This window comes from Trichloromonas sp., from assembly GCF_034006665.1.
Lineage (GTDB): Bacteria > Desulfobacterota > Desulfuromonadia > Desulfuromonadales > Trichloromonadaceae > Trichloromonas.
In genome coordinates this window covers 37,210-56,410 of record NZ_JAVESI010000023.1, presented here as the reverse complement: position 1 = coordinate 56,410, position 19,201 = coordinate 37,210, and the positions used below count along the sequence as shown (strand labels likewise).

Genomic DNA, 19,201 nt, shown 5'->3' with positions numbered 1-19,201 from the left:
GCAAACCGGGTACCTGCCTCAGATGTACTGAGGGGAAGAATGGACAGGAGCCGTATACGAGGCCCGTACGTACGGTTCTGTGAGAGGGATGAGGCGAGCTTGATCTGCTCGCCTCACCCTACTCGATACGCGGAGAGAGCTTCGAAGCCAGAAATCACGTCGAGGAGCTCTTCGGTGATCTGGGTCTGGCGCAGGTGGTTGAAGCGAGCGGTGAGATCGAGGGTCATTTCCTCGATTTTTTTTTCCGCCTGCTGCATGGCGGCCAGGCGGGCGGCGTTTTCGGCGGCGAGGGAGGCGGCGAAGGCCTCGAAGAGGGAGATGAAGAGATGTTCTCGCAGCAGCGCGGTAAGAAGCCGTTCCGCCGGCAGGGTGTGGGCGGGGAGGGCGCGGCCGGGCCAGGTCTGGCCGCCGATGGCTTCCAGCCAGCGTCGGTCGTGGGGGTGGAGGATCGCTTGGCATCGGCGGTAACCGGCGCCGGGGTTGGGCTCGTTGTGCAATAGCAGCAGGCGCGTTTCTCCCCCCTTGCGGCAGGCGGCCTCGAAGCGCAGCAGCACTTCCTGGACCGTCGCAGTGATCTGGTGGGACGAGGCGGGAAGGGGAAAGGCTTCGCGGGGGGGACGGAAACGATCCTCGACGCCGCCGATCATTTTTGCTCCCGCCGCCCAGAATACCCATCCCGCTTCGGGTTGCGGCTCTTCGCGCAGCAGCTCTTCGGCGAAGTCGAGAAGAACCTCGTTGAAGCGTCCGGCCATCCCCTGATCGGAACCGAGGATCAGCACCACCGCCCGCCGCGGTTCTGGCGTGCGCGGCAACTGCGGGCGCAGGCGCAGCATCCCGCGCAGGCCGAGTTCGACCGATTGCCGGTAATCTCCGAGGGAGAGCATGGCTTTTTCATACTGGCGGATGTTCACCGCCGCCAGGGATTTCATGGTACGCACTACGGCATGGAGATCTTCGGTCCCCCGGATGCGGTGCTGGATGTCTTGCAGGGTTTCCATTATTCGTTATCCACCGACTTGTCCGTGTCCAGCAAGGGAGCCACGGTTTTTCGCGCCGCCGCGAGCATGGCTTCGAGATCCGCTTCTGTTAAGGGTTTTCCTTGCTCGATGGCGCGGACGATTTCGGGCAGCGCGGCGAGGGCGTCGACGACGGCGGCTTCGGCTTTGGGCAACCCGGTCTCCGGCAGGGCGTCGAAGAGCCCCTGGGTGACGGCGTAGAGGACCATGACCTGTTCGGCGGAGCTTAGGGGGGAAAGCTGGGGCTGCTTGAGGATGCCGCGTACCTTGCGCCCTCGTTCCAGGGTGCGGCGGGTTTCCTCGTCCAGACGGGTGCCGAAACGGGAGAAGATTTCCAGTTCTTCGAACTGGGCGTAGCTCAACTTGAGATCAGCGGCCACCGTCCGGTACGCGGGGAGTTGGGTCTTGCCGCCGACCCGCGAGACCGATTTGCCGACATCCACCGGAGGGAGCAGGCCCTTCTGGAAGAGTTGGGGCGACAGGTAGATTTGCCCGTCGGTGATGGAAATGAGATTGGTCGGGATGTAGGCCGAAAGATTCTGCGCCTCGGTTTCGATGATCGGCAGGGCGGTAAGGGAACCGCCCCCGCGCTCGGGGCGCAGATGGGTGGAACGTTCGAGCAGGCGCGAGTGCAGATAGAAGATGTCGCCGGGGAAAGCCTCCCGCCCCGGCGGCCGCCGCAAGAGCAGGGAGAGTTCCCGGTAGGCGCGGGCATGCTGGGTGAGGTCGTCGTAGACCACCAATACGTCGCGTCCCTGCTCCATGAAGTATTCGCCCATGCTGGTGGCGGCGTAGGGGGCAATATATTGCAGGCCCGGCGGATCGTCCCCTTCGGCGACGACCACCAGAGTGTAATCAAGCGCCCCGTGCCGGTGCAGCTGTTCGATCACCCGGGCGATGCTCGACGAGCGTTGACCGATGGCGCAGTAGATACAGACGACATCTTTCCCGCGCTGGTTGACGATGGTGTCGATGGCGATGGCGCTTTTGCCGGTCTGGCGGTCACCGAGGATCAGTTCCCGCTGGCCGCGGCCGATGGGAATCAACGCGTCGATGACCTTGATCCCCGTGGCCAGGGGGACGGTGACCGGCGCCCGGTCCATGACCGCCGCCGCCGGTCGTTCGACGGGGAGCCGCTCCCGGCAGACAGGCGCTCCCCGGCTGTCGCGGGGACGCCCGAGGGGATCGACGACCCGCCCGAGGAGATCCTCCCCGACCGGCACCGCCAGCACTTCACCGCTGCGCCGAACCAGATCACCGGCGCCGAGGGGTGCGTAATCTCCCAGGAGGATGACCCCGACCTGCTCGGGATCAATATTGAAGGCCAAACCCAGGATACCGTCCCCCATCACCAGCAGTTCTTCACTGCACACGCCGGGCAGACCGTCGACTAAGGCGATGCCCTTGCCGGTGTAGGTGATGTGGCCGATCTCTTCCGGGGCCAGGCGGGCTTCCCCCTCCGCGACCGCCTTGTCCAGGACGGCCATGGCCGCATCCAGCACCGAAGTCAGGCTTTCCGGGGTTCTGTCCATGGTTCCTCCCTCAAGGCATCGCTCTTGGGTGCTCCTGCGCGCTCCTCTTCCTCGAACAACTTCCGTACCCTTTGCCGTACCTCTTCCAGATAACCGGAAACTCCCCAGGCCAAGCGCAGGCCGTCGCCGACGATTTCGATGTCGAGGGTCGCATCAAGGTTCTCTTCCCAGGCGAGTTCGACCGTTGCGCCGAGCTTGTCGCCCAGGGTTTGCCCCAGCTTTTGCCGTACGGCTTTGTCCGCCGCGAAGCCGCCGCGCGCCACCAGCCGCCCGCCGCGCGCCATCGCCAGAAAACGGGCCTGGTCGGACTCCGGCAACTCCTGTAAACGGGTCAGCAGAACCCGGGCCAAGGCGTTTTCCAGCGTTTCATCGGTCAACTCGGCCAAAGCGCGACGGGCCAACGTGAGGACGCCGGTCACCGAGCGCTGTTGCAGTTCGGCGAGAAATTCCCGCTGTTGGCCGCGCAAAGCCTGGCGCCACTGATCGCGCTGGGCTTCCGCTTCGGTCCGCGCCTGGGCGAGCAGTTCCCGGCGTCGGGCTTCGGCTTCTTCGTTCGTCCGGCGCAGCAGCTCGGCGCGCTCTTCCTCCAGTTCCTGTTGTTGATGCAGATAGTCGGCCAGGGCTGCTTCCGCTTCGGAGCGCAGACGCAGAGCCTCGCTGCGAATTTCCGCCAGATCCGCCTCGCGACGGTCCATGGCGCGGGTGATCGGGCCATAGAGGAAGCGCTTGAGCAGCACAACCAGCAGCAGGAAGTTGAAGAGCTGAAAGGCGACCGTGGTCCAGTCGATGAGCATCTACTTCTCCGCCGCCAGCTTGATGAAGTGGTTCCAGAAGGGGTTGGCGAAGAGCAGGATCATGGTGACGACGAAGCAGTAGATGCCTGTTGATTCGACCATGGCCATGCCGACGAAGAGGGTGCGGGTGATGGTGTTGGCTTCATCGGGTTGCTGGGCCAGGGCGCTCAGGGCCTGGGCCAGGGCGCGGCCTTCGCCGAGGGCCGGGCCGATGGCGCCGATCCCCATGCACAGGCCGGCGGAGAAAATCGAAGCGACGGCAATCCATCCGAGAATGTCCATATCGGCTCCTTTCAAGTGCGTAAAGGCAAAATCTTTCATAACCTTAAAACCGCCGGGACTCGCCCCGGCAGGCGACTTACTTTTTTGTTAGCCGACAAAAAAGTAAGCAAAAAAGCGGCTCCACTGCGTGGGGCATGACTGTCGCGGTCGGCAGTGACTTGAAGGCCTTTTCGGGCCGGTTACCTCGGCGGAACTTCGTGGCGCTTCCCCGTGCGCGAGCGCGTGTCGAAGGAAAAAACGGATTACTCACTTCACACCTGGTACCTCACTCATCCCTCGTTTCTCGCTCCTCTCCCTCCCGCGTCTGCACGGCGGCGGCGATGTAGACGGCGGCGAGGATGGCGAAGATGTAGGCCTGGATGACGCCAATGATCAGGCCGAGGAGATTCATGATGACCGGAAAGAGGAGCGGGGCGACGGTGAGCAGGATGGCGGCGATCATTGTTCCGCTCATGATATTGCCGAAGAGGCGTACCGCCAGGGCCAGGGTCCGCGCCAGTTCTCCGAAGATGTTGAAGGGAAGCATGAGCGGCGTCGGCTCAAGGTAGAGCCTGAGATAGTTGCGCACTCCCTGGCGTTTGATGCCCCACCAGGGGACGGCGACCAGCACACACAGGGCCAGGGCCGTGGTGGTGGAGAGGGAACCGGTGGGCGCTTGGTAGCCGGGGACGACCGAAAGCAGATTGGCGGTGAAGACGAAGAGAAAGAGGGTGCCGATGAAGGGAAGAAATTCCTTGGCCGGCGTAAGCCCCAGCGCCTCCAGTTCTCCGAGAACCTGGGTGACTAGGGTTTCGAGCAGATTCTGCCCCCGGGAGCGGGTGTCTCTGGTCGTCAGGCGGGCGGTGATGACCGCCGCCCCGATCGCCAGAAGCAGCATGTTCAGCCAGGTAAAGGTCAAGGTGGCGTTCAGGGCGATGCCCGGTCCTTGCCAGAGTAGGATGTGGTCGGGGCTGATGTGCATCATACCTCCCGGGGAGCGGAGCGGTTGCGCCCCTTGCTTGCCAGCCACAGGTGACGGGAAAAGAGCAGGCCGACCATGGCGGCGGCGACGGCGGTCAGCCCGTGCCGGGCCAGGGGATAGAAGGTCGCCAATAAGAGCGACAGACGCAAGCCATAACTGATCACCAGCAGCTTTTTCGGCTGCCGGGCGGTCGCCAGGCGGCGCACGGTGAGCCAGAGGCCGCCGAAGTAGAGGCCGCCGACAGCGGCGCCGACGGCAAAGGCACAGGCCATGAGAATCGGATCAAAGGGCATCGTCCTTCCCCTCTGGATCGTGACGCTCCCGCTCGATCGCCCGACGCTCATTACCGACCCAGTACCAGGCGTTCAGGCAGCCGAGGGTGATGCCGACGCCGAGCAGCAGCAGCGTCCAAGAGTAGCGACCGGTGACGGTGCGGTCGAGCCAGAGGCCGAGGGCGATGCAAAGCACCGTGGGAATGGCGACTGACCAGCCGACCAGACCGAACATCCCCAGCCCGAACCAGGCCGTTCGCTCCCCCTGCCGCTGGCTGTGCAGGCGGCGGCGTTGTTTGGCGGCCAGTCGCCGCTGAAAGTCCCGATCAGGGGCGGGTGTTTTATCCGGCGTGCGCGGCTTTTCGGTCATTTGAGATCCATCACCCGACGGAGAAAGCCCGCTTCAAGGCGGGCCACCGCCGAACGCACCGCCCGTTCCCGGTCATCCAGTTCGACAAAACGCTCATGGATCGCCGTCAGCAGTTCTTCCAGGGAAACCCCGCCGACGGCGCGGCGGGTTGTGACGGTGACCGCTTCGGCCTGTTTGACCAGAATCCCCCGGTCTACCGCCAGATATTCCCCTTCGGCTGCGTCCTTGCGGGTGAAAAAGAGCAGTCCCGGCGGCAGCGCCGAGACGAAGTCGATATGCCGAGGCTTGATGCCGAAATGTCCGTCTTCCCCTTCGGCCACCAGGGAGACGACCTCCGCATCCAGCACCACCTCGTCGGGAACCAGAACCCGCAGCCTCATCCCTTGCCCTCGCGTTTGACTTCGTCGATGGTGCCGATCATGTACAAGGCCTTTTCCGGCAGATCGCTGAACTCGTCGGCGAGAATCCGTTCGCAGCCGTCCAGGGCCGCTTCCAAGGGAACGGCCCGGCCGGTCATGCCGGTAAACTGCTCGGTGGTGAAGAAAGGCTGGGTGAGAAAACGTTCCAGGCGGCGCGCCCGAAAGACCGTCCGGCGGTCCTCGCGGGAGAGTTCCTCGATGCCGAGCATGGCGATGATGTCCTTGAGTTCTTCGTAGGTGGCCAGGGTGTGACGGATCTCCTTGGCGATGCGGTAGTGGCGTTCGCCGACCACCTCGGGACTGAGCATCTTCGAGCCCGATTCCAGGGGATCGACGGCCGGATAGAGCCCTTCGCCGGCCCGTTTGCGCGAGAGAACAATGGAGGCGGAGAGGTGCGAGAAAGTATGAACGGCGGCGGGGTCGGTGAAATCGTCAGCGGGGACGTAAACCGCCTGGATCGAGGTGATAGCGCCGCGTCGGGTGTTGATGATGCGCTCTTGTAAAGCCGCCAGTTCGGTGGCCAGGGTCGGCTGGTAGCCGAGGCGCGACGGGAGCAGGCCGAGCAGTCCGGAGATCTCCATCCCCGCCTGGATGTAGCGGAAGATGTTGTCGATCAGAAGCAGCACATCCTGCCCGCGATCCTCGCGGAAATATTCGGCCATGGTCAGGGCGGAGAACCCGGCGCGGAAGCGTGCTCCCGGCGGCTCGTTCATCTGGCCGAAGACCATGACCGTATTTTTCAGCACCCCGGCGTCGCGCATTTCGCGATAAAGTTCCTCCCCTTCGCGGCAGCGTTCGCCGATGCCGCAGAAGACGGAAACCCCCTCGTGTTCGCCGGCCATGTTGTGAATCAGTTCGGTGATAAGCACCGTTTTGCCGACCCCGGCGCCGCCGAAGAAACCGGCCTTGCCCCCCCGTTCCAACGGGGCAAGCACGTCGATGGCCTTGATGCCGGTGGTGAAGATTTCTTCGCGGGTCGAGCGCTCGGCCAGGGGCACCGGCTTACGGTGGACGCTGCGCCGCTCCCCGTCGGGCAGGGGCGTGCCCCGGTCGATGGGCTCGCCGAAAACGTTGAAGGCGCGGCCGAGAATCTCCGGGCCGACGGGCACCCGCAGGGGCTCGCCGCGATTCGTGACGGATGTGCCCCGGGCCAGCCCCTGGGTTGGGGTGAGGGCGACGCCGCGCACCTGCCGGGCGTCTAGGTGGAGAGCGACCTCAATGACGATCTCGCCGTTGTCGCCGGCGTGGATCAGGGTGTCCACCCGGGGGAGTTCACCCTCGAAGCGAACATCCACCACCGAGCCGCGCACGGCGACGACGGTTCCCGAGCTGTGGTTTACATCGGCCATAAGGGGGGGCTCTCTTCGTGGCGGCTGGTCAAGGAGGAGAAAACCATTACCCTATAATCATAGCGTCTCTCTGGAAAAGGTCCAGCCGGACGGCGGAAGGCGCTGGGCGACTTTGGGATTGCCGCGAGAGCGCCTGGCGGGTTAATTTGTTTCGGTCGAGTGCTTGCCGTGGAGGATGAGAAAGTGATTCAGCTGATTGTCAATGCCGATGATCTGGGGAGCGGGCCGGAGCGGGACCGGGGAATTTTCCGCTGTTTCGAGCAGGGGATCGTGACCAGCGTTTCGCTCTTGGCCAACGGCCCGCATTTTGCCGAGGCGGCATGCGAGGCCGTCCGCCTGGGGATGCCGCTGGGGGTTCATCTCAACCTCTCCGAGGGGCGGGCGTTGACCGGCGTCATCGCCGGCTTGACCGATGCCGCCGGGGAATTTCCCGGCAAGGCGGATCTGCGGCGGATTCTCGCCGGGGGGGATTTCGACGCCGCTGGAGCGCGGCGGGAACTGGCGGCCCAGCTCGACCGGGTGCGCCAGGCGGGAATCGTCCCCGATCATCTCGACAGCCACCAGCATTTCATCCTCTTCCCCGCCGCTACCGGGCTGGTTACCGACCTCGCCCGCGCCGAGGGAATCAATGCCCTGCGGCGGCCGTTACCGGCGGAAGACCCCCGGCGCGACCCGCCCCCGCCCTTGGGGGACGAACTGGTTCTCTACCGGCGCCTGGCCCCGGCCGCTTCGGCGCAAATCGACGCCTCCGCTCTCTTCGCACCGCAAGGTCTGTGGGGCATGACCCTCCTCGACCGGCTCGACAAGCAGGCTCTGTCGGCACTTTTGGAAGAGATGCCGGACGGAGTTTGGGAGCTGATGGTGCATCCAGGTTATTGTGACTTGGGCCGGCCATTTTCCGGACCGGAGCGGTTGCGGGAAACCCTGGCCCTCACCAATCCGTGCATGAGTCAGCTGATTCGCGAAAAGAATATTTTTCTGACCACCTTTGGAGCCTGCGCATGCGCATTCTGATTCTTTCCCCTCAGCAGGACCGGGCCACCGGCAACTACGTGACCGCGCGCCGTTTTCAGCGGGGGCTGGAGGCTTTCGGGCATGGTGCCAGGATTGCGGAGGTTGCTCCGGATCCGGCCGACGTGGCCGCCGAAGTCGCCGCTTTTTGCCCCGATCTGGCGATTCTGCTCCACGCCTATCGTACCGGCCGCCCCTGGTTCGAGGCGGGGGCCAAGCTGCCTTTTCTCGTGCTGCTGACCGGCACCGATGTCCATCAAGGTCTGGACGATGCCGAGCAGCGTCCCTGGATTCTGCGGGCCTTCCGCGAAGCCGCCGTTGTGATGATCCAGAATCCCCTGACCTGCGCGGCGCTGCGCCGCGATTATCCGCATCTCGGATCCCGCCTGCGCTATCTGCCCCCCGGCATTGATCTGGGCGCGGCGCCCTACGCCTTGCGGAGGATTCATGGCCTCCCTCCGGAGACCTTTCTCTTCTTCTGCCCGGCGAGCCTGCGACCGGTCAAGGGAGTGCTGGAATTGCTCGATCTCTTCGCGCCCCTGGCCCGGGCGCGGCGGGATTTCCTGGTCGCCTTCTGCGGCCCGGAACTGGATGCGGACTATGCCCGTCGCTTCTATGCCGCCCTGAAATTGTATCCCTGGGCCCGATACCTCGGCATCATCCCCGTCGAAGCCATGCCCGCCGCCCTGGCGGAAACGGACGTCATCCTCAACAACTCCGTTGCCGAGGGGCTGCCCAATGCGCTGCTCGAAGCGACGGTCGTCGGCCGGCCGATTCTGGCCCGCGATATTCCCGGCAACGCGGCAGTGGTCAGGCCGGGAATCAATGGGCTCCTTTACGGGGATGGGGCGGAGTTTCTCGCGTGTGCCTCACGCTTGCTCGATGACGGCACCCTGCGGGCTGCGCTTTCCCGCTTCGGTACGGAAGAGTACCGGCCTGAGCGGGAGGCGGCTGAGCTTTTGTCGTTATGTCAACTGGCGGCGGGGAAGGTCTAGCGCTTTTCCTCGGTCCAGCCGTGCAGCATGGTACGGAAACGGGACCAGAAAGTGACGCCGAGGGTCGAGAGGTAGATGTGCAGGAGGAGAAAGGACAGAATCGCGCAGCCGACGATCCAGTGGATGGCGATGAGTGCCTTAATACTGCCGAACAGGTCGATGATCTTCCAGGGGGGGGAGAGGGATTTCAGGGCCATGCCGGTGACCATCTGCGCTGGGAAGAGGCCGAGCATGACCAGCAGGTACAGGGGTTTTTCGATAGGGTTGAACTTGTTGTCCGACGTTGGCTGATGCGGATCGGGCTCGCCGCGGAAATAGCCGCCGAAATAGTAGCGCCACTGGGCACGCAGTTTGCTGCTCAGTTCCCCCTTGCGCGGCAGGTAAAGGGTGCCGAGGCTGCCGGCGAGGATGGCGTGATAGAAGAACCAGATGAAGAAACTGAAAGTGACGAGCAGCCCGGCGGTATTGTGGACTTCGATGGTGATCCGGAAACTGGGCAGGATGTGAACCTGCCCAGGAAAACGCAACTGCGCGCCGGTTACGACGAGAACCAGCACGCAGATGCCATGGAAACCATGCCAAAGGCGTAAAAAGAAGGGGTGTATGTAGTCTTTTCTGGCGACGGCCATGGGGCGATCCTTGGACCGGCCCGGAGCCGGTGGGTTACGCGGTTAGTGTTTCTCCTCGATTTCTTCCCACCCGTCCCACATCGGTTTGAAATGCGCCCAGGGAGTGACCCCCAGGGTGGCCAGGTAGACATGGGTGAAGACGAAGGCGGTGAGGGCGCAGGCGCAGAGAAAGTGCAGATGGACCAGAACCTTCAGGCCGCCGACCATGTTCACCAGGCTCCAGGCCGGGGCGATATAGAGCAGCGTCAGCCCGGTGATAACCACCAGGGGGACGAGCATCAGCATGATGACCATGTAGGCCGATTTTTGCAAGGCGTTAAATTTGTTTTCCGGGGTGGCGTGATGGGGGTTGGGGCGGCCGCGGAAGAAGTTGAAGAAGTAGTAGACCGCCTGCAGCCAGAGGCCGCGCTGGATGTCGTTCTTGCCGGGGATGTAGAGCTTGGCCAGGGAGCCGGCGATCAGGGCATAGTAGCCGAACCAGAGAACGAAGGAAAGGGCAACCGTAATGCCGGCGGTATTGTGCAGGCGGATCGCCGATTTGTACGTTCCGAAGAGGTTGACATACTCGGGGAAGCGGATCTGTAGTCCGCTCAGGATCAGGGTTACGATTCCCAAAGCATGGAGCCAATGCCAAATGCGTACCGGGGTCGGATTCAGATAGATTTTGCGCGTTGTTGTCATTGCCGTTACCTCCTGAACATTTGAGAAGTCGAACGCTTGCGGAACTCTTGAATCAAGCTTACATGGAAAGAGTCGCTCGGCAAGGGGCGCCATGGTTTCTTTGTGCCCGCAGGCGGATTTTCCCGGATTCCGGTTATACTTTTCCAGGGGCTTAACCCCCATCATTTCTTCGTTGTCCATTCTCGGCCTTTTTTCCACAAGCCCCCCAGGGTGCCCATGGATAAAACCCCGCTCCCTATTGTCCTTTCCGCCCAGGACGCCCTGCGTTCCTTTCTGGCCGCCATTGTCGAATCCTCGGACGATGCTATTGTCGGCACCACTCTCGACGGCCGCATCCTCAGCTGGAACCAGGGGGCGGAACAGGTCTACGGCTACGCAGCATCGGAGATCGTTGGGCAACCCCTGGCGCTTTTGGCCGTTCCCGAACGGGGCGACGAGGTCCGGGGGTTGCTTGAGCGGATTCATCGCGGCGAACGTATCCGCCACTTCGAGACCCTGCATCTGCGCAAGGATGGCCGGGTTATTTCCGTGGCCCTCACCCTGTCGCCGATTGTCGACGGGCTGGGGCGGATTCTCGGCACCTCGATCATCGCCCGGGACGAGACTCGGCGCATTCGTTATGAAGAATCGCTGCGCGAGGCGGAGCAGAAGTACCGCCTGCTCTTCGCCGCCGAAACCGACGCTATCGTCGTCAGCGACGCCGAAAGCGGCCGGATCGTCGATTTCAACGATGCCGCCATGCGCCTCTACGACTATCCCCCGGAAGCCTTTTCCCGTCTCAATCTCGACGATCTGATCCTGCCCGAAACGTGCTCTCCGGCTCCGGGCAAAAGAGCGGAGAACGGGACGGTGCTGCGGCTGCCGCTGGAATATCACCGTCGCCGGGACGGTTCGGTCTTTCCCGCCGAGCGTTCGCTGAGCGTCTTCTCTTGGCAAGGGCGGTCCATGCAGGTCGGCATCATCCGCGATGTCAGCGAGTTGCAACGGGGGCGGGAGCTCGACCAGGCGTTGCGCATGGCCAGCGACATCCAGAAACACCTTCTGCCCCGGCGGCCGCCACAGATTCCCGGTTTCGACGTGGCGGCGGGGAGTCGCTACTGCGAGGCTACCGGCGGCGACTACTACGATTTCATTCCCTTTTCGGGAACCGCCGGGGAGCGGCTGGGCTGCCTGGTCGGGGATGTGAGCGGGCACGGCATCGCCGCCGCCCTGCTCATGGCCATGGCCAAGGGGGGGATCTGGGCCGGGGTCGAGCGTTTCGGTGAAGATCTCGACGGGCTTTTCCGCGCGCTGAACAATCACCTTGTCCGCCATTTCGAGGACGACCGCTTCATGACCCTCTTCTTCGCCTGGCTCAACCCCGAGGAGCGCTCCTTTTGCTGGACTTCCGCCGCCCACGGCCCGGTTCTGCTCTATTGCAAGGAATTGGGGATGATCGAAGAGCTGCCGACCTGCGGCCCGCCGCTAGGGATTCTGGCCGATTGCCCCTATCCTCCCTTCGGCCCCTGTTGTTTGGCGGCGGGGGATCTGCTGCTGATCGGCACCGACGGCCTCTGGGAGGCACGCAACGGCGCCGGCGAGATGTTCGGCCTTCAGCGCCTGCGCCAGGTGCTTGCCAGTTGGGCCGACAAGCCCGCCGCCGCCATTTACGGAGCGGTTCTCGACAAGGTCCGGGCCTTCCACGCGCCCTTGGGCCAGGACGACGATATGACCCTGATGGTGATCAAGGCGCTGTGAGGGAGGGATCAGAAGGAGCGGTTTTGTGCTGGAGATGAGAAAGTTGCGCTCTCACAGCCACTTCTTCCTCTGGAAAAACCTCACCATCCCCAGTGCGCAGACAATACTCAATCCCCAGAAGGCGGCATAGCCCCAGCGCCAGCGCAACTCGGGCAGGTAGTCGAAGTTCATGCCGTAGACGCCGGCCAAGAAGGTCAGAGGGATGAAGATGGTGGCGATGACGGTCAGTACCTTCATAATTTCGTTCATGTGGTTGCTGACGCTCGACAGATACAGGTCGAGCATCCCTGCGAGCATGTCGCGGAAAGTTTCCACCGTATCGATGATCTGGATGGTGTGGTCATAAACATCGCGCAGGAAGATGCCGGTATCCGCGGCGATGAGGGGGGATTCGCAGCGTTGCAGGTCGCCGATGAGTTCACGCAGGGGCCAGACCGATTTGCGCAGCAGGATCATCTCGCGTTTGAGATTGTGGATTTGCTGAAGGGTCTCCGGGGATGGCGCGGCGAGGAGTTCGTCTTCAAGCCGTTCGATTTCGTCGCCGATCTTTTCCAGAATAACGAAATGGCCGTCGACGACGGCGTCGATGAGAGCGTAGGCCAGGTAGTCGGCGCCGTGCTTGCGGATTTTCCCCCGATTGCCGCGCAGACGCTCGCGCACGCCGTCGAAAAGATCCTCTTCCCGCTCCTGAAAGGTCAGAAGGTAATCAGGTCCGACAATCAGGCTGATCTGTTCTCCGCGGATCTCTGTCCCCTGTTCAGGTAGGGAGAGCATCTTCAGGACCAGGAAGAGAAAGTCGTCGTGTTCCTCGAACTTGGGGCGGTGGCCGGTGTTGAGAATATCTTCCAGCACCAGCGGATGCAGGCCGAAGATCGCGCCGCACTTTTCCAGAATGTCTACCTGGTGGATGCCGGCGATATCGACCCAGAAGACCCTCGGCTCCTTGACGCGGACAGCGCACTCCTCGATACGGCGCGGGATCTTTTCCGTCAGATGTTCGGCGTTATATTCAAAGACGGAAATCTTTACCGTTTCGACCTTGCGCTCCCCGACGTGAACCAGGGTGCCCGGCGAAGCGCCGATCTTTTTGTCATGGGTACGGATGACTTTTCTGCGCATGGAACCTCTCCCCGTTGTCCGTCGTTAATCCGGAAGTTTCGGAAAGCATAGCGCTTCTTGTCGAAACGGTCCATCAGCTGAAGAAATTCGTCTCCCTTCTTGAAGGCGGCGGGCCCTTCGGATAATATTCAGAAGATCGAAAAAATCCTTTGGGAGGTTGAGGATGATTCTGGTGCGTTTTGAGGATGGCAGTTTTCGCAGGATTCCCGCCGATTTGCTGGGGCGATTGATTTCTTCCGGGGAGATTACCCATTTTCGTCGCTCCTCGGGCTGGGTCGATGCGGCGGGGGACCCGGTGCGTGCTCACTATTCGCCGGCCTATCAGGGGCCGGAGCGGCGACGGCGCCCCCGGGGACAGGGGCAGTAGTTGGCGATTTCACGATTCAAACGCAAAAAAAGCCGGGGCGTCAACCCCGGCTTTTTTTGTGGGTTTAGAACTCGAAGGCGAGTTGCGCGGTGGTGGTGTGGGTCGGGTCGTTATCTTCCCCCTCGCCGTCGCTGTGCAGGTACTCTAAGGCCAGCGAGGTGTTGCGGAAGATGCCGTGAGCGACAACGATCCCGTGGCGTCTTACGTCGTCCATGAAATCTCTGGCCTGCTCGGCCTTTACCGCCACTTCCCAGCCTTCGGCCGGGGTCAGGGCCAACTCCAGGTTCCAGGTTTGGGGGCGACGGCCGGTCAGGCCGCTCGGTTCGTCAAGGGCGAGGTTGGCATCGACCAGTTCCCGGTCGAAATCTTCTAGGGCAGCGAGATATTCCGCCTCGAAGGTGAATGGGCCGTAACTCGCGGAAAGGTAGGCCGCACCCCCGGCGACGCTGGAGCGGTAGCTGTCGCCGGACAGGTCGCCGCTCACCAACTCACCGTCGCTCTCGGCCAGGTCGCTGATGTAGGAGAGGCCGAAGCTCAGGCCCTCGGCGGGGGTGACCTCGACGGCGGCGACAAAGGAATCGATGCTGTTGTTGTCGTCGGCGGTGTCGACTTCACCGTTGAAGAAACCGGTTTTGAATTCCACCCAATCACCCCATTGGTAATCGAGATAGAGGGCGGTGTCGTTGGTTTCCCCCAGTTCCAAGGTCAGAGGGTCGGAGATGAAATGGCTGTTGAACATGCCGAAGGGGACGTACATCTTGCCGCCGTAGATGCCGATTTCGCCGCCGAGGGCATCGACGGAATGGGTCAGGTGGATGATGGCTTCGTCGATCTCCACCGTGTCGTCCTCACCTTCGGCTTCCTCGTAGAGAAAGACCACATTGCCGCCGATATTCTCGTTGACCTCGACTTCCAACTCCACTTGCGCGGTGGCGAGGGTCAGGTCGCTGGTCTCATCGCCGCCTTCCATCTGTTCGGTGAAGGCTTCGAGCTCCAGCAGTCCGTGCAGCCGCAGGTACTTGCCGAAGGTTTCCAGGGTAAAGGGGGCATCCTTTTCGGTTTCGCGCCCTTCGAGCGCGGCGATGCGGCGCTTGAGGTTTTCGATCTCGCCACGTGCATCGGGAGTGTCGGCCAGGGCCGGTACGATGCCGGTGAGCAACAGCAGGCAGGTGAGCAAAAGAAGGTGGATCTTCATTGGCAGAGTTCTCCTTTGTTGTTTTTAATGATAAATATTGTTGACCTGTTCAGCTATGGTGTGGGGGGTAAGCCCGTGATCTCTTTACTGAGACACTTGAGACATCCCCGCAGCGTGCAGACGCCGCAGGAATGTTCCATGAATACCGGGATGGCGCGCTCTTTCACGGCGAGCAACGCTTCGTTTTTGGCCCGATGCGAGACCTTGTTGGTGAAAATCAGCAGGGCATCGACGTTTTTCAGCTTGGTGCCGAGATTCACCTCGGCCTGGCCGAAAATGCGCAGTTTGATGCCGTGGTGGCGAGCTTCCTGGTGGTAATGGGAGTGCAGGCGGTCCATGCCGCCGATCACAGCGATACACATGAGCGACCCTGTATGATTGTGAAAATCAATTTCAATAATGGCCGTTAAAAAAACCCTTACATGTGTCGGTTTCTGTTCTCAGGTTGCAAATCTGCTGGCGTCGAAAAAAGCTCAGTAACTGCGGCGTTTGATGCAAGGGTTTGGCTGTTTCGACGTACGTAAGTGCGTCTCATTGTTCGCCAATGGGGCGCTTTGTATTTGGCGCTTTTGGCTTAGCCAGCCCACGAGACGCGTTTTGCGAAAGCGGCACATGTCTTGGTGCTCTTTTCATGCCGATGCGAGGAGACTTTCGTCCATGTCGCCTTGGACGTCGGTCCTTCCCGCCCGCCTGGGTGGTTCCACGGAAATGTCGGCGCGCAGGCAGGCGATGGCGGCAGCACCGCCGCCGCTAAGCCGTTGGGCCATGCGCCGGCGGCAGATCAAAAAATCGTCGGCCAGGGCGAGGCTTTGTCCGGGGTTGCCGTAGATTTTCCAAGGGCCCTGGATGGTCATGGGGAGATCCACCCAGCCCATGAATCCGGCAACGTCCTTGAGGGGGTAGCCGAGAAAGACGCCGACTTCGTGCGGACACTTCCTGGCTGTGAAGCGCGAGCCCAGTTCATCCAGAGCGCAGTCTACGGCCAGGGGTCGGGGATAACCGACCTGGCGCAGGAATCCGGCCACGTTTGCTTTGGCCAGCAGGGCCGACAGGGTTTGGGGGTGATAGAAGAACAGCAGCAGCGAGTCGCCCCGATCGACCAGTTCGCGCACGGCCAGGGGGCTTTGCTCCACCAGGGCAGCGCCGTGACGCTTCCAGAGCTGGTAAAGATTGCGGCCGCAGGGGCGACGGTGGTTGGGTACGTTAAGCAAATTGGCCGGTTTGGATTCCTCGAGTACCTCGGCGTTCTCCAAGGCAAGGAAGGCTGCGAGGCAGTGCCGTTCATCGGCAAAACGCTCGGCGAGCTCATGCCAGAGCGGGCGTCGGTGCCGGTCGTCACGGTGATGATGCATGGGTTTCGTCTCCTAGGGAAAAATCTGCCGATCTTTTTTATGTCGCCGGGTGCTCAGCGCTCCGGCGAGGAATTGCAGCCAGGGCAGCGCCCCGTCTTCTTGGTTACTGAGCGGTATAAAAGCCAGGTCGCACCGCTCAGGATCGCCGTCATCCACAAAATATCCGTCCAGCCCATGTCAACCCCCCAGGCCAAGGAGCAGGCCGCCTTGATAAATGATCATTGCTGTGCTCCAAGACAGCGCCGTCTGGTAGGCGAAGGCGATGCCGAACCATTTCCAGGTGCCGAACTCCTGGCGCATGGCGATACCGACCACCACGCAGGGCATGTAAAGCAGGACGAAGGCCATGAAGGCGTAGGCCGACAGGGGGGTGAACGAGCCGCGTACCGCTTCTTTGAGGGAGGATTCTCCCTCCTCGTCCTCGGCCGCCAGGCTGGTGACGCCGAAAGTCGAAACGACGTTGCTCGCAGCGTCGCGGACGGCGCCGCCGAAGGAGACGACAATCTCACGCAGATCTTCGCCCAAGGTCGGTACGGTTTCTTCCGCGCTCTCTTCCTGACCGCCGGGGACGTAAATCTCGCCCATGGTGCCGACCACGATTTCCTTGGCGATGACGCCGGTCAGCAATGACGAGGCTGCTTCCCAGGTACCGAAGCCGAGAGGTTCGAAGATCGGAGCGATGGTGGCGCCGGCTTTTCCGAGGTAGGAGTCACGCTTGCTTTCCACCCCCCAGGGGAGATTGAGGGCAAACCAGACGAAGATCGAAACGGCGAGGATGTAGGTGCCGGCCTTGATCAGAAAATGCTTGCCTTTCTCCCAGGTGTGCAGGCACAGACTGGTGAAGGAGGGCATCCGGTAGGGGGGGAGTTCCATGATGAACATCGGCGTCTCGCCCTTGAACAGGGTACGTTTGAAGATCAGCCCCATGACAATCGCCAGGGCGATGCCGAGCAGGTACAGGGACCAGATCACCGTGCCGGCGGCCGCGCCGAAGAAGATCCCGGCGAAGAGGACGTAGACCGGCAACCGGGCGCCGCAGGACATGAGCGGGATCAGCAGGGCGGTCAGCGCCTTGTCCCGGGGATTCTCCAGGGTGCGGGTGGCGTAAATGCCGGGAACGTTGCAGCCGAAGCCGAGGAGCATGGGGATGAAGGACTTGCCGTGCAGGCCGATGGCGTGCATCGCCCGGTCCATGACGAAGGCCGCTCGGGCCATGTAGCCGCTTCCTTCGAGGAAGGTGATGAAGAACATCATTGAGAAGATCACCGGCACGAAGACCAGAACGAAGCCGACCCCGGCCATCACCCCGTCCACCGCCAGCGACACCGTCCAGTCCGGTGCGCCGATGGCGCCCAGTCCAGCCGCCGTCCAGCGCATGAAGGGGCCGGCAACGACGCCGTCAAGCCAGTCGCCGAAAGGGGCGGAGAGGTCGAAGGTGAGCTTGAACATCAGCCACATGGCGGCCAGGAAGATGGGGATACCGAGAAAGCGGTTGAGCACGATGCGGTCGATCTTCTCGGTCAGTTCCTCCTTGCGGATTTCCGGTCGCCGCAGCACTTCGCGGGTCAGGCCGTTGGCCAGGCCGTAGCGGGCGTCGGCGAACAATGCTTCCATATCCTCGTCGTGAGCCCGGCGCAGATGTTCGAGGGTTTCGCCGGCGACGGCATCGGGGCCGAGATTGATTTCCTGGGTCACCTCGGCGTCTTCTTCCAGAAGTTTGCAGGCGAGCCAGCGCAGGGGATAGCGCGTGGCCAAGTCGGGGTGTTTCCCTGCCAGAGCTTCGCCGATGTGGGCGATGGCCGCATCAATATCCTCGCCGTAGCTGAGCTGGCGCGGTTGACTCTCTGGGCGGTGCTCGGCGGTCTCCAGTACCGCGGCGAGCAGTTCCTTCAGGCCGCGCTGCTTGACGGCGACGGTGGGGATGACGCGGATGCCGAGCATTTCGGCGATCCCCTGCACGTCGATTCGGAACCCCTTGGCTTCGGCCTCGTCGAACATGTTGAGGGCCATTACCGTGGGAATTTCCAGCTCAAGCAGCTGGATCGTCAGGTAGAGGTTGCGCTCCAGGTTGGTGGCATCGACCACATTGATGATCAGATCCGGTTTCTGCCGCAACAGATAGTCGCGAGCGATGATCTCTTCCTGGGTGTAAGGGGAGAGGGAATAAGTGCCCGGCAGGTCGACGAGACGGATGGTACGCCCTTCGAATTCGAACTGCGCCTCTTTCTTCTCCACCGTCACGCCCGGCCAGTTGCCGACGTGCAGACGGCTGCCGGCGATGGCGTTGATCAGGGTCGATTTCCCGGCGTTGGGGTTGCCGGCCACGGCCACGGTGATGGCCTGCGCGGCGGTCGCTGGTTTCTTTTTTGTTGTCTCCTGGTTACTCATGCCTGCACCTCCACGGTGATCGCCTCGGCTTCCTGCTTGCGCAGGGAGAGTTGATAGCTTTTCACCGTCACTTCGATGGGGTCTCCCAGCGGAGCGACCTTTACCACCTTGACCGTTTCGCCGACGATGACGCCCATGTCCATGAGCCGCCGACGAATGGGTCCGAGGTTGCCGATGGCGGTGATTCTGGCCGACTGACCGGGTTTGAGTTTGGCGAGATTCATTGGATTCTCCTGACGAAAATTTTCATGGCCATGCCGCGGCTGAGAGCGATGCGCGCATCATCGACGCGCAACAGCAGAGGCCCGGCGCCGTTATGGAGCATCTCCACCACTTTCCCGGCGCGCAATCCCATCTCCTCGGTGCGCTGTCCCCGGTGATGGTGTCTCCCATCACATTGGCCGCAGCAGCAGGAGCGCTTTTCCAGATGGATGTTCACGCTCAGGATTTCTGCGGACTCTCCAGGGCTTAAAAGGGCGAGAGGCATCATGATGTCAACTCCTTGACTGAATTCTTTTGTTGATATTGAAAACTGTTTTCACTTTATACGGGGGAACACCCCCCGATGTCAACCGGAAAATATAATCCTTTTCAAAAAACTCATTGAGCGCAGTTTGGGGGCATAAGTGCTTCTCTGAAAAGTTGTCGGGGCGCGGGCAGAACTCGTGTTCAGGAGGGCGGAAACGTCGGGGGTTTGTGGTTGCAAAAGGGCGGGCGGGTGCTATGTTAACC

General features: G+C 62.1%; 22 protein-coding genes. 4 read left to right on the top strand and 18 right to left on the bottom strand.

Features of this window, described 5'->3' with window-relative positions; translation table 11 throughout:
• Window positions 1–113: 113 nt before the first annotated feature.
• From RBR25_RS10285 to atpD, 9 genes are all read right to left on the bottom strand, one after another.
• Entirely contained in the window at window positions 114–998 is an 885-nt protein-coding gene (locus RBR25_RS10285) for a F0F1 ATP synthase subunit gamma (protein WP_432819459.1), read from the bottom strand.
• Entirely contained in the window at window positions 998–2,548 is a 1,551-nt protein-coding gene (locus tag RBR25_RS10280; protein WP_432819458.1) for an alternate F1F0 ATPase, F1 subunit alpha, read from the bottom strand. The genes RBR25_RS10285 and RBR25_RS10280 overlap by 1 nt, the downstream gene beginning before the upstream one ends.
• On the bottom strand, window positions 2,524–3,342 hold the full coding sequence (locus tag RBR25_RS10275; RefSeq protein WP_432819457.1) for a hypothetical protein: 819 nt from the start codon (window positions 3,340–3,342) through the stop codon (window positions 2,524–2,526). Before RBR25_RS10275 ends, RBR25_RS10280 begins: the two co-directional genes overlap by 25 nt.
• Complete coding sequence (locus RBR25_RS10270; RefSeq protein WP_432819456.1) at window positions 3,343–3,624, bottom strand: F0F1 ATP synthase subunit C; 282 nt, start codon at window positions 3,622–3,624, stop codon at window positions 3,343–3,345.
• A 265-nt stretch (window positions 3,625–3,889) separates the two neighbouring features.
• Window positions 3,890–4,588, bottom strand: a complete 699-nt coding sequence (locus RBR25_RS10265) for a F0F1 ATP synthase subunit A (RefSeq protein WP_432819455.1) — start codon at window positions 4,586–4,588, stop codon at window positions 3,890–3,892.
• The gene (locus RBR25_RS10260; protein WP_432819454.1) at window positions 4,585–4,878 is read right to left on the bottom strand and encodes an N-ATPase subunit AtpR; all 294 of its coding nucleotides are present in this window, start codon (window positions 4,876–4,878) and stop codon (window positions 4,585–4,587) included. The genes RBR25_RS10265 and RBR25_RS10260 overlap by 4 nt, the downstream gene beginning before the upstream one ends.
• A complete protein-coding gene (locus RBR25_RS10255; RefSeq protein ID WP_432819453.1) occupies window positions 4,868–5,227 on the bottom strand; it encodes an AtpZ/AtpI family protein in 360 nt (119 codons plus the stop codon). Before RBR25_RS10255 ends, RBR25_RS10260 begins: the two co-directional genes overlap by 11 nt.
• Window positions 5,224–5,607, bottom strand: a complete 384-nt coding sequence (locus RBR25_RS10250; RefSeq protein WP_432819452.1) for a F0F1 ATP synthase subunit epsilon — start codon at window positions 5,605–5,607, stop codon at window positions 5,224–5,226. Before RBR25_RS10250 ends, RBR25_RS10255 begins: the two co-directional genes overlap by 4 nt.
• Window positions 5,604–6,995 carry a F0F1 ATP synthase subunit beta gene (gene atpD / locus RBR25_RS10245; RefSeq protein ID WP_432819451.1) on the bottom strand — a complete coding sequence of 464 codons (1,392 nt, stop codon included), beginning with the start codon at window positions 6,993–6,995 and terminating at the stop codon, window positions 5,604–5,606. Before atpD ends, RBR25_RS10250 begins: the two co-directional genes overlap by 4 nt.
• 183 nt (window positions 6,996–7,178) lie before the next feature.
• Here atpD and RBR25_RS10240 point away from each other — a divergent pair, with 183 nt between their 5' ends.
• Window positions 7,179–8,009, top strand: a complete 831-nt coding sequence (locus tag RBR25_RS10240; protein WP_432819450.1) for a carbohydrate deacetylase — start codon at window positions 7,179–7,181, stop codon at window positions 8,007–8,009.
• The gene (locus tag RBR25_RS10235) at window positions 7,997–9,001 is read left to right on the top strand and encodes a glycosyltransferase (RefSeq protein ID WP_432819449.1); all 1,005 of its coding nucleotides are present in this window, start codon (window positions 7,997–7,999) and stop codon (window positions 8,999–9,001) included. Before RBR25_RS10240 ends, RBR25_RS10235 begins: the two co-directional genes overlap by 13 nt.
• Here RBR25_RS10235 and RBR25_RS10230 read toward each other — a convergent pair.
• Both RBR25_RS10230 and RBR25_RS10225 read right to left on the bottom strand, forming a co-directional pair.
• Window positions 8,998–9,630 carry a cytochrome b/b6 domain-containing protein gene (locus RBR25_RS10230; protein WP_432819448.1) on the bottom strand — a complete coding sequence of 211 codons (633 nt, stop codon included), beginning with the start codon at window positions 9,628–9,630 and terminating at the stop codon, window positions 8,998–9,000. The genes RBR25_RS10235 and RBR25_RS10230 overlap by 4 nt on opposite strands.
• A 42-nt stretch (window positions 9,631–9,672) precedes the next feature.
• Complete coding sequence (locus RBR25_RS10225) at window positions 9,673–10,311, bottom strand: cytochrome b/b6 domain-containing protein (RefSeq protein ID WP_432819447.1); 639 nt, start codon at window positions 10,309–10,311, stop codon at window positions 9,673–9,675.
• A gap of 216 nt (window positions 10,312–10,527) precedes the next feature.
• Between RBR25_RS10225 and RBR25_RS10220 the strand changes: the two genes are divergently transcribed.
• The gene (locus RBR25_RS10220; RefSeq protein ID WP_432819446.1) at window positions 10,528–12,048 is read left to right on the top strand and encodes a SpoIIE family protein phosphatase; all 1,521 of its coding nucleotides are present in this window, start codon (window positions 10,528–10,530) and stop codon (window positions 12,046–12,048) included.
• 51 nt (window positions 12,049–12,099) lie between these two features.
• On the opposite strand, the gene corA is transcribed toward RBR25_RS10220, so the two are convergent.
• Window positions 12,100–13,167 carry a magnesium/cobalt transporter CorA gene (gene corA, locus RBR25_RS10215; RefSeq protein WP_432819445.1) on the bottom strand — a complete coding sequence of 356 codons (1,068 nt, stop codon included), beginning with the start codon at window positions 13,165–13,167 and terminating at the stop codon, window positions 12,100–12,102.
• A 163-nt stretch (window positions 13,168–13,330) separates the two neighbouring features.
• Between corA and RBR25_RS10210 the strand changes: the two genes are divergently transcribed.
• Complete coding sequence (locus tag RBR25_RS10210; RefSeq protein WP_432819444.1) at window positions 13,331–13,534, top strand: GSU3473 family protein; 204 nt, start codon at window positions 13,331–13,333, stop codon at window positions 13,532–13,534.
• A 64-nt stretch (window positions 13,535–13,598) separates the two neighbouring features.
• Here RBR25_RS10210 and RBR25_RS10205 read toward each other — a convergent pair whose 3' ends face one another.
• From RBR25_RS10205 to RBR25_RS10180, 6 genes are all read right to left on the bottom strand, one after another.
• On the bottom strand, window positions 13,599–14,729 hold the full coding sequence (locus RBR25_RS10205) for an LbtU family siderophore porin (protein WP_432819443.1): 1,131 nt from the start codon (window positions 14,727–14,729) through the stop codon (window positions 13,599–13,601).
• 53 nt (window positions 14,730–14,782) lie between these two features.
• Entirely contained in the window at window positions 14,783–15,091 is a 309-nt protein-coding gene (locus tag RBR25_RS10200) for a DUF2325 domain-containing protein (RefSeq protein ID WP_432819442.1), read from the bottom strand.
• 267 nt (window positions 15,092–15,358) lie between these two features.
• Window positions 15,359–16,081: a DUF3793 family protein gene (locus RBR25_RS10195; RefSeq protein ID WP_432819441.1), complete on the bottom strand. Its 723-nt coding sequence runs from the start codon at window positions 16,079–16,081 to the stop codon at window positions 15,359–15,361.
• Window positions 16,082–16,258: 177 nt separating this feature from the next.
• Complete coding sequence (gene feoB / locus RBR25_RS10190) at window positions 16,259–18,469, bottom strand: ferrous iron transport protein B (protein ID WP_432819440.1); 2,211 nt, start codon at window positions 18,467–18,469, stop codon at window positions 16,259–16,261.
• Entirely contained in the window at window positions 18,466–18,693 is a 228-nt protein-coding gene (locus RBR25_RS10185; protein WP_432819439.1) for a FeoA family protein, read from the bottom strand. Before RBR25_RS10185 ends, feoB begins: the two co-directional genes overlap by 4 nt.
• Entirely contained in the window at window positions 18,690–18,959 is a 270-nt protein-coding gene (locus tag RBR25_RS10180; RefSeq protein WP_432819438.1) for a FeoA family protein, read from the bottom strand. Before RBR25_RS10180 ends, RBR25_RS10185 begins: the two co-directional genes overlap by 4 nt.
• Window positions 18,960–19,201: the final 242 nt, after the last annotated feature.

Coding starts and splice junctions, on each gene's coding strand:
- RBR25_RS10285 (WP_432819459.1), bottom strand. CDS start 998: ATGGAAACCCTGCAAGACATCCAGCACCGCATCCGGGGGACCGAAGAT.
- RBR25_RS10280 (WP_432819458.1), bottom strand. CDS start 2,548: ATGGACAGAACCCCGGAAAGCCTGACTTCGGTGCTGGATGCGGCCATG.
- RBR25_RS10275 (WP_432819457.1), bottom strand. CDS start 3,342: ATGCTCATCGACTGGACCACGGTCGCCTTTCAGCTCTTCAACTTCCTG.
- RBR25_RS10270 (WP_432819456.1), bottom strand. CDS start 3,624: ATGGACATTCTCGGATGGATTGCCGTCGCTTCGATTTTCTCCGCCGGC.
- RBR25_RS10265 (WP_432819455.1), bottom strand. CDS start 4,588: ATGATGCACATCAGCCCCGACCACATCCTACTCTGGCAAGGACCGGGC.
- RBR25_RS10260 (WP_432819454.1), bottom strand. CDS start 4,878: ATGCCCTTTGATCCGATTCTCATGGCCTGTGCCTTTGCCGTCGGCGCC.
- RBR25_RS10255 (WP_432819453.1), bottom strand. CDS start 5,227: ATGACCGAAAAGCCGCGCACGCCGGATAAAACACCCGCCCCTGATCGG.
- RBR25_RS10250 (WP_432819452.1), bottom strand. CDS start 5,607: ATGAGGCTGCGGGTTCTGGTTCCCGACGAGGTGGTGCTGGATGCGGAG.
- atpD (WP_432819451.1), bottom strand. CDS start 6,995: ATGGCCGATGTAAACCACAGCTCGGGAACCGTCGTCGCCGTGCGCGGC.
- RBR25_RS10235 (WP_432819449.1), top strand. CDS start 7,997: ATGCGCATTCTGATTCTTTCCCCTCAGCAGGACCGGGCCACCGGCAAC.
- RBR25_RS10230 (WP_432819448.1), bottom strand. CDS start 9,630: ATGGCCGTCGCCAGAAAAGACTACATACACCCCTTCTTTTTACGCCTT.
- RBR25_RS10225 (WP_432819447.1), bottom strand. CDS start 10,311: ATGACAACAACGCGCAAAATCTATCTGAATCCGACCCCGGTACGCATT.
- RBR25_RS10220 (WP_432819446.1), top strand. CDS start 10,528: ATGGATAAAACCCCGCTCCCTATTGTCCTTTCCGCCCAGGACGCCCTG.
- corA (WP_432819445.1), bottom strand. CDS start 13,167: ATGCGCAGAAAAGTCATCCGTACCCATGACAAAAAGATCGGCGCTTCG.
- RBR25_RS10210 (WP_432819444.1), top strand. CDS start 13,331: ATGATTCTGGTGCGTTTTGAGGATGGCAGTTTTCGCAGGATTCCCGCC.
- RBR25_RS10205 (WP_432819443.1), bottom strand. CDS start 14,729: ATGAAGATCCACCTTCTTTTGCTCACCTGCCTGCTGTTGCTCACCGGC.
- RBR25_RS10200 (WP_432819442.1), bottom strand. CDS start 15,091: ATGTGTATCGCTGTGATCGGCGGCATGGACCGCCTGCACTCCCATTAC.
- RBR25_RS10195 (WP_432819441.1), bottom strand. CDS start 16,081: ATGCATCATCACCGTGACGACCGGCACCGACGCCCGCTCTGGCATGAG.
- feoB (WP_432819440.1), bottom strand. CDS start 18,469: ATGAGTAACCAGGAGACAACAAAAAAGAAACCAGCGACCGCCGCGCAG.
- RBR25_RS10185 (WP_432819439.1), bottom strand. CDS start 18,693: ATGAATCTCGCCAAACTCAAACCCGGTCAGTCGGCCAGAATCACCGCC.
- RBR25_RS10180 (WP_432819438.1), bottom strand. CDS start 18,959: ATGATGCCTCTCGCCCTTTTAAGCCCTGGAGAGTCCGCAGAAATCCTG.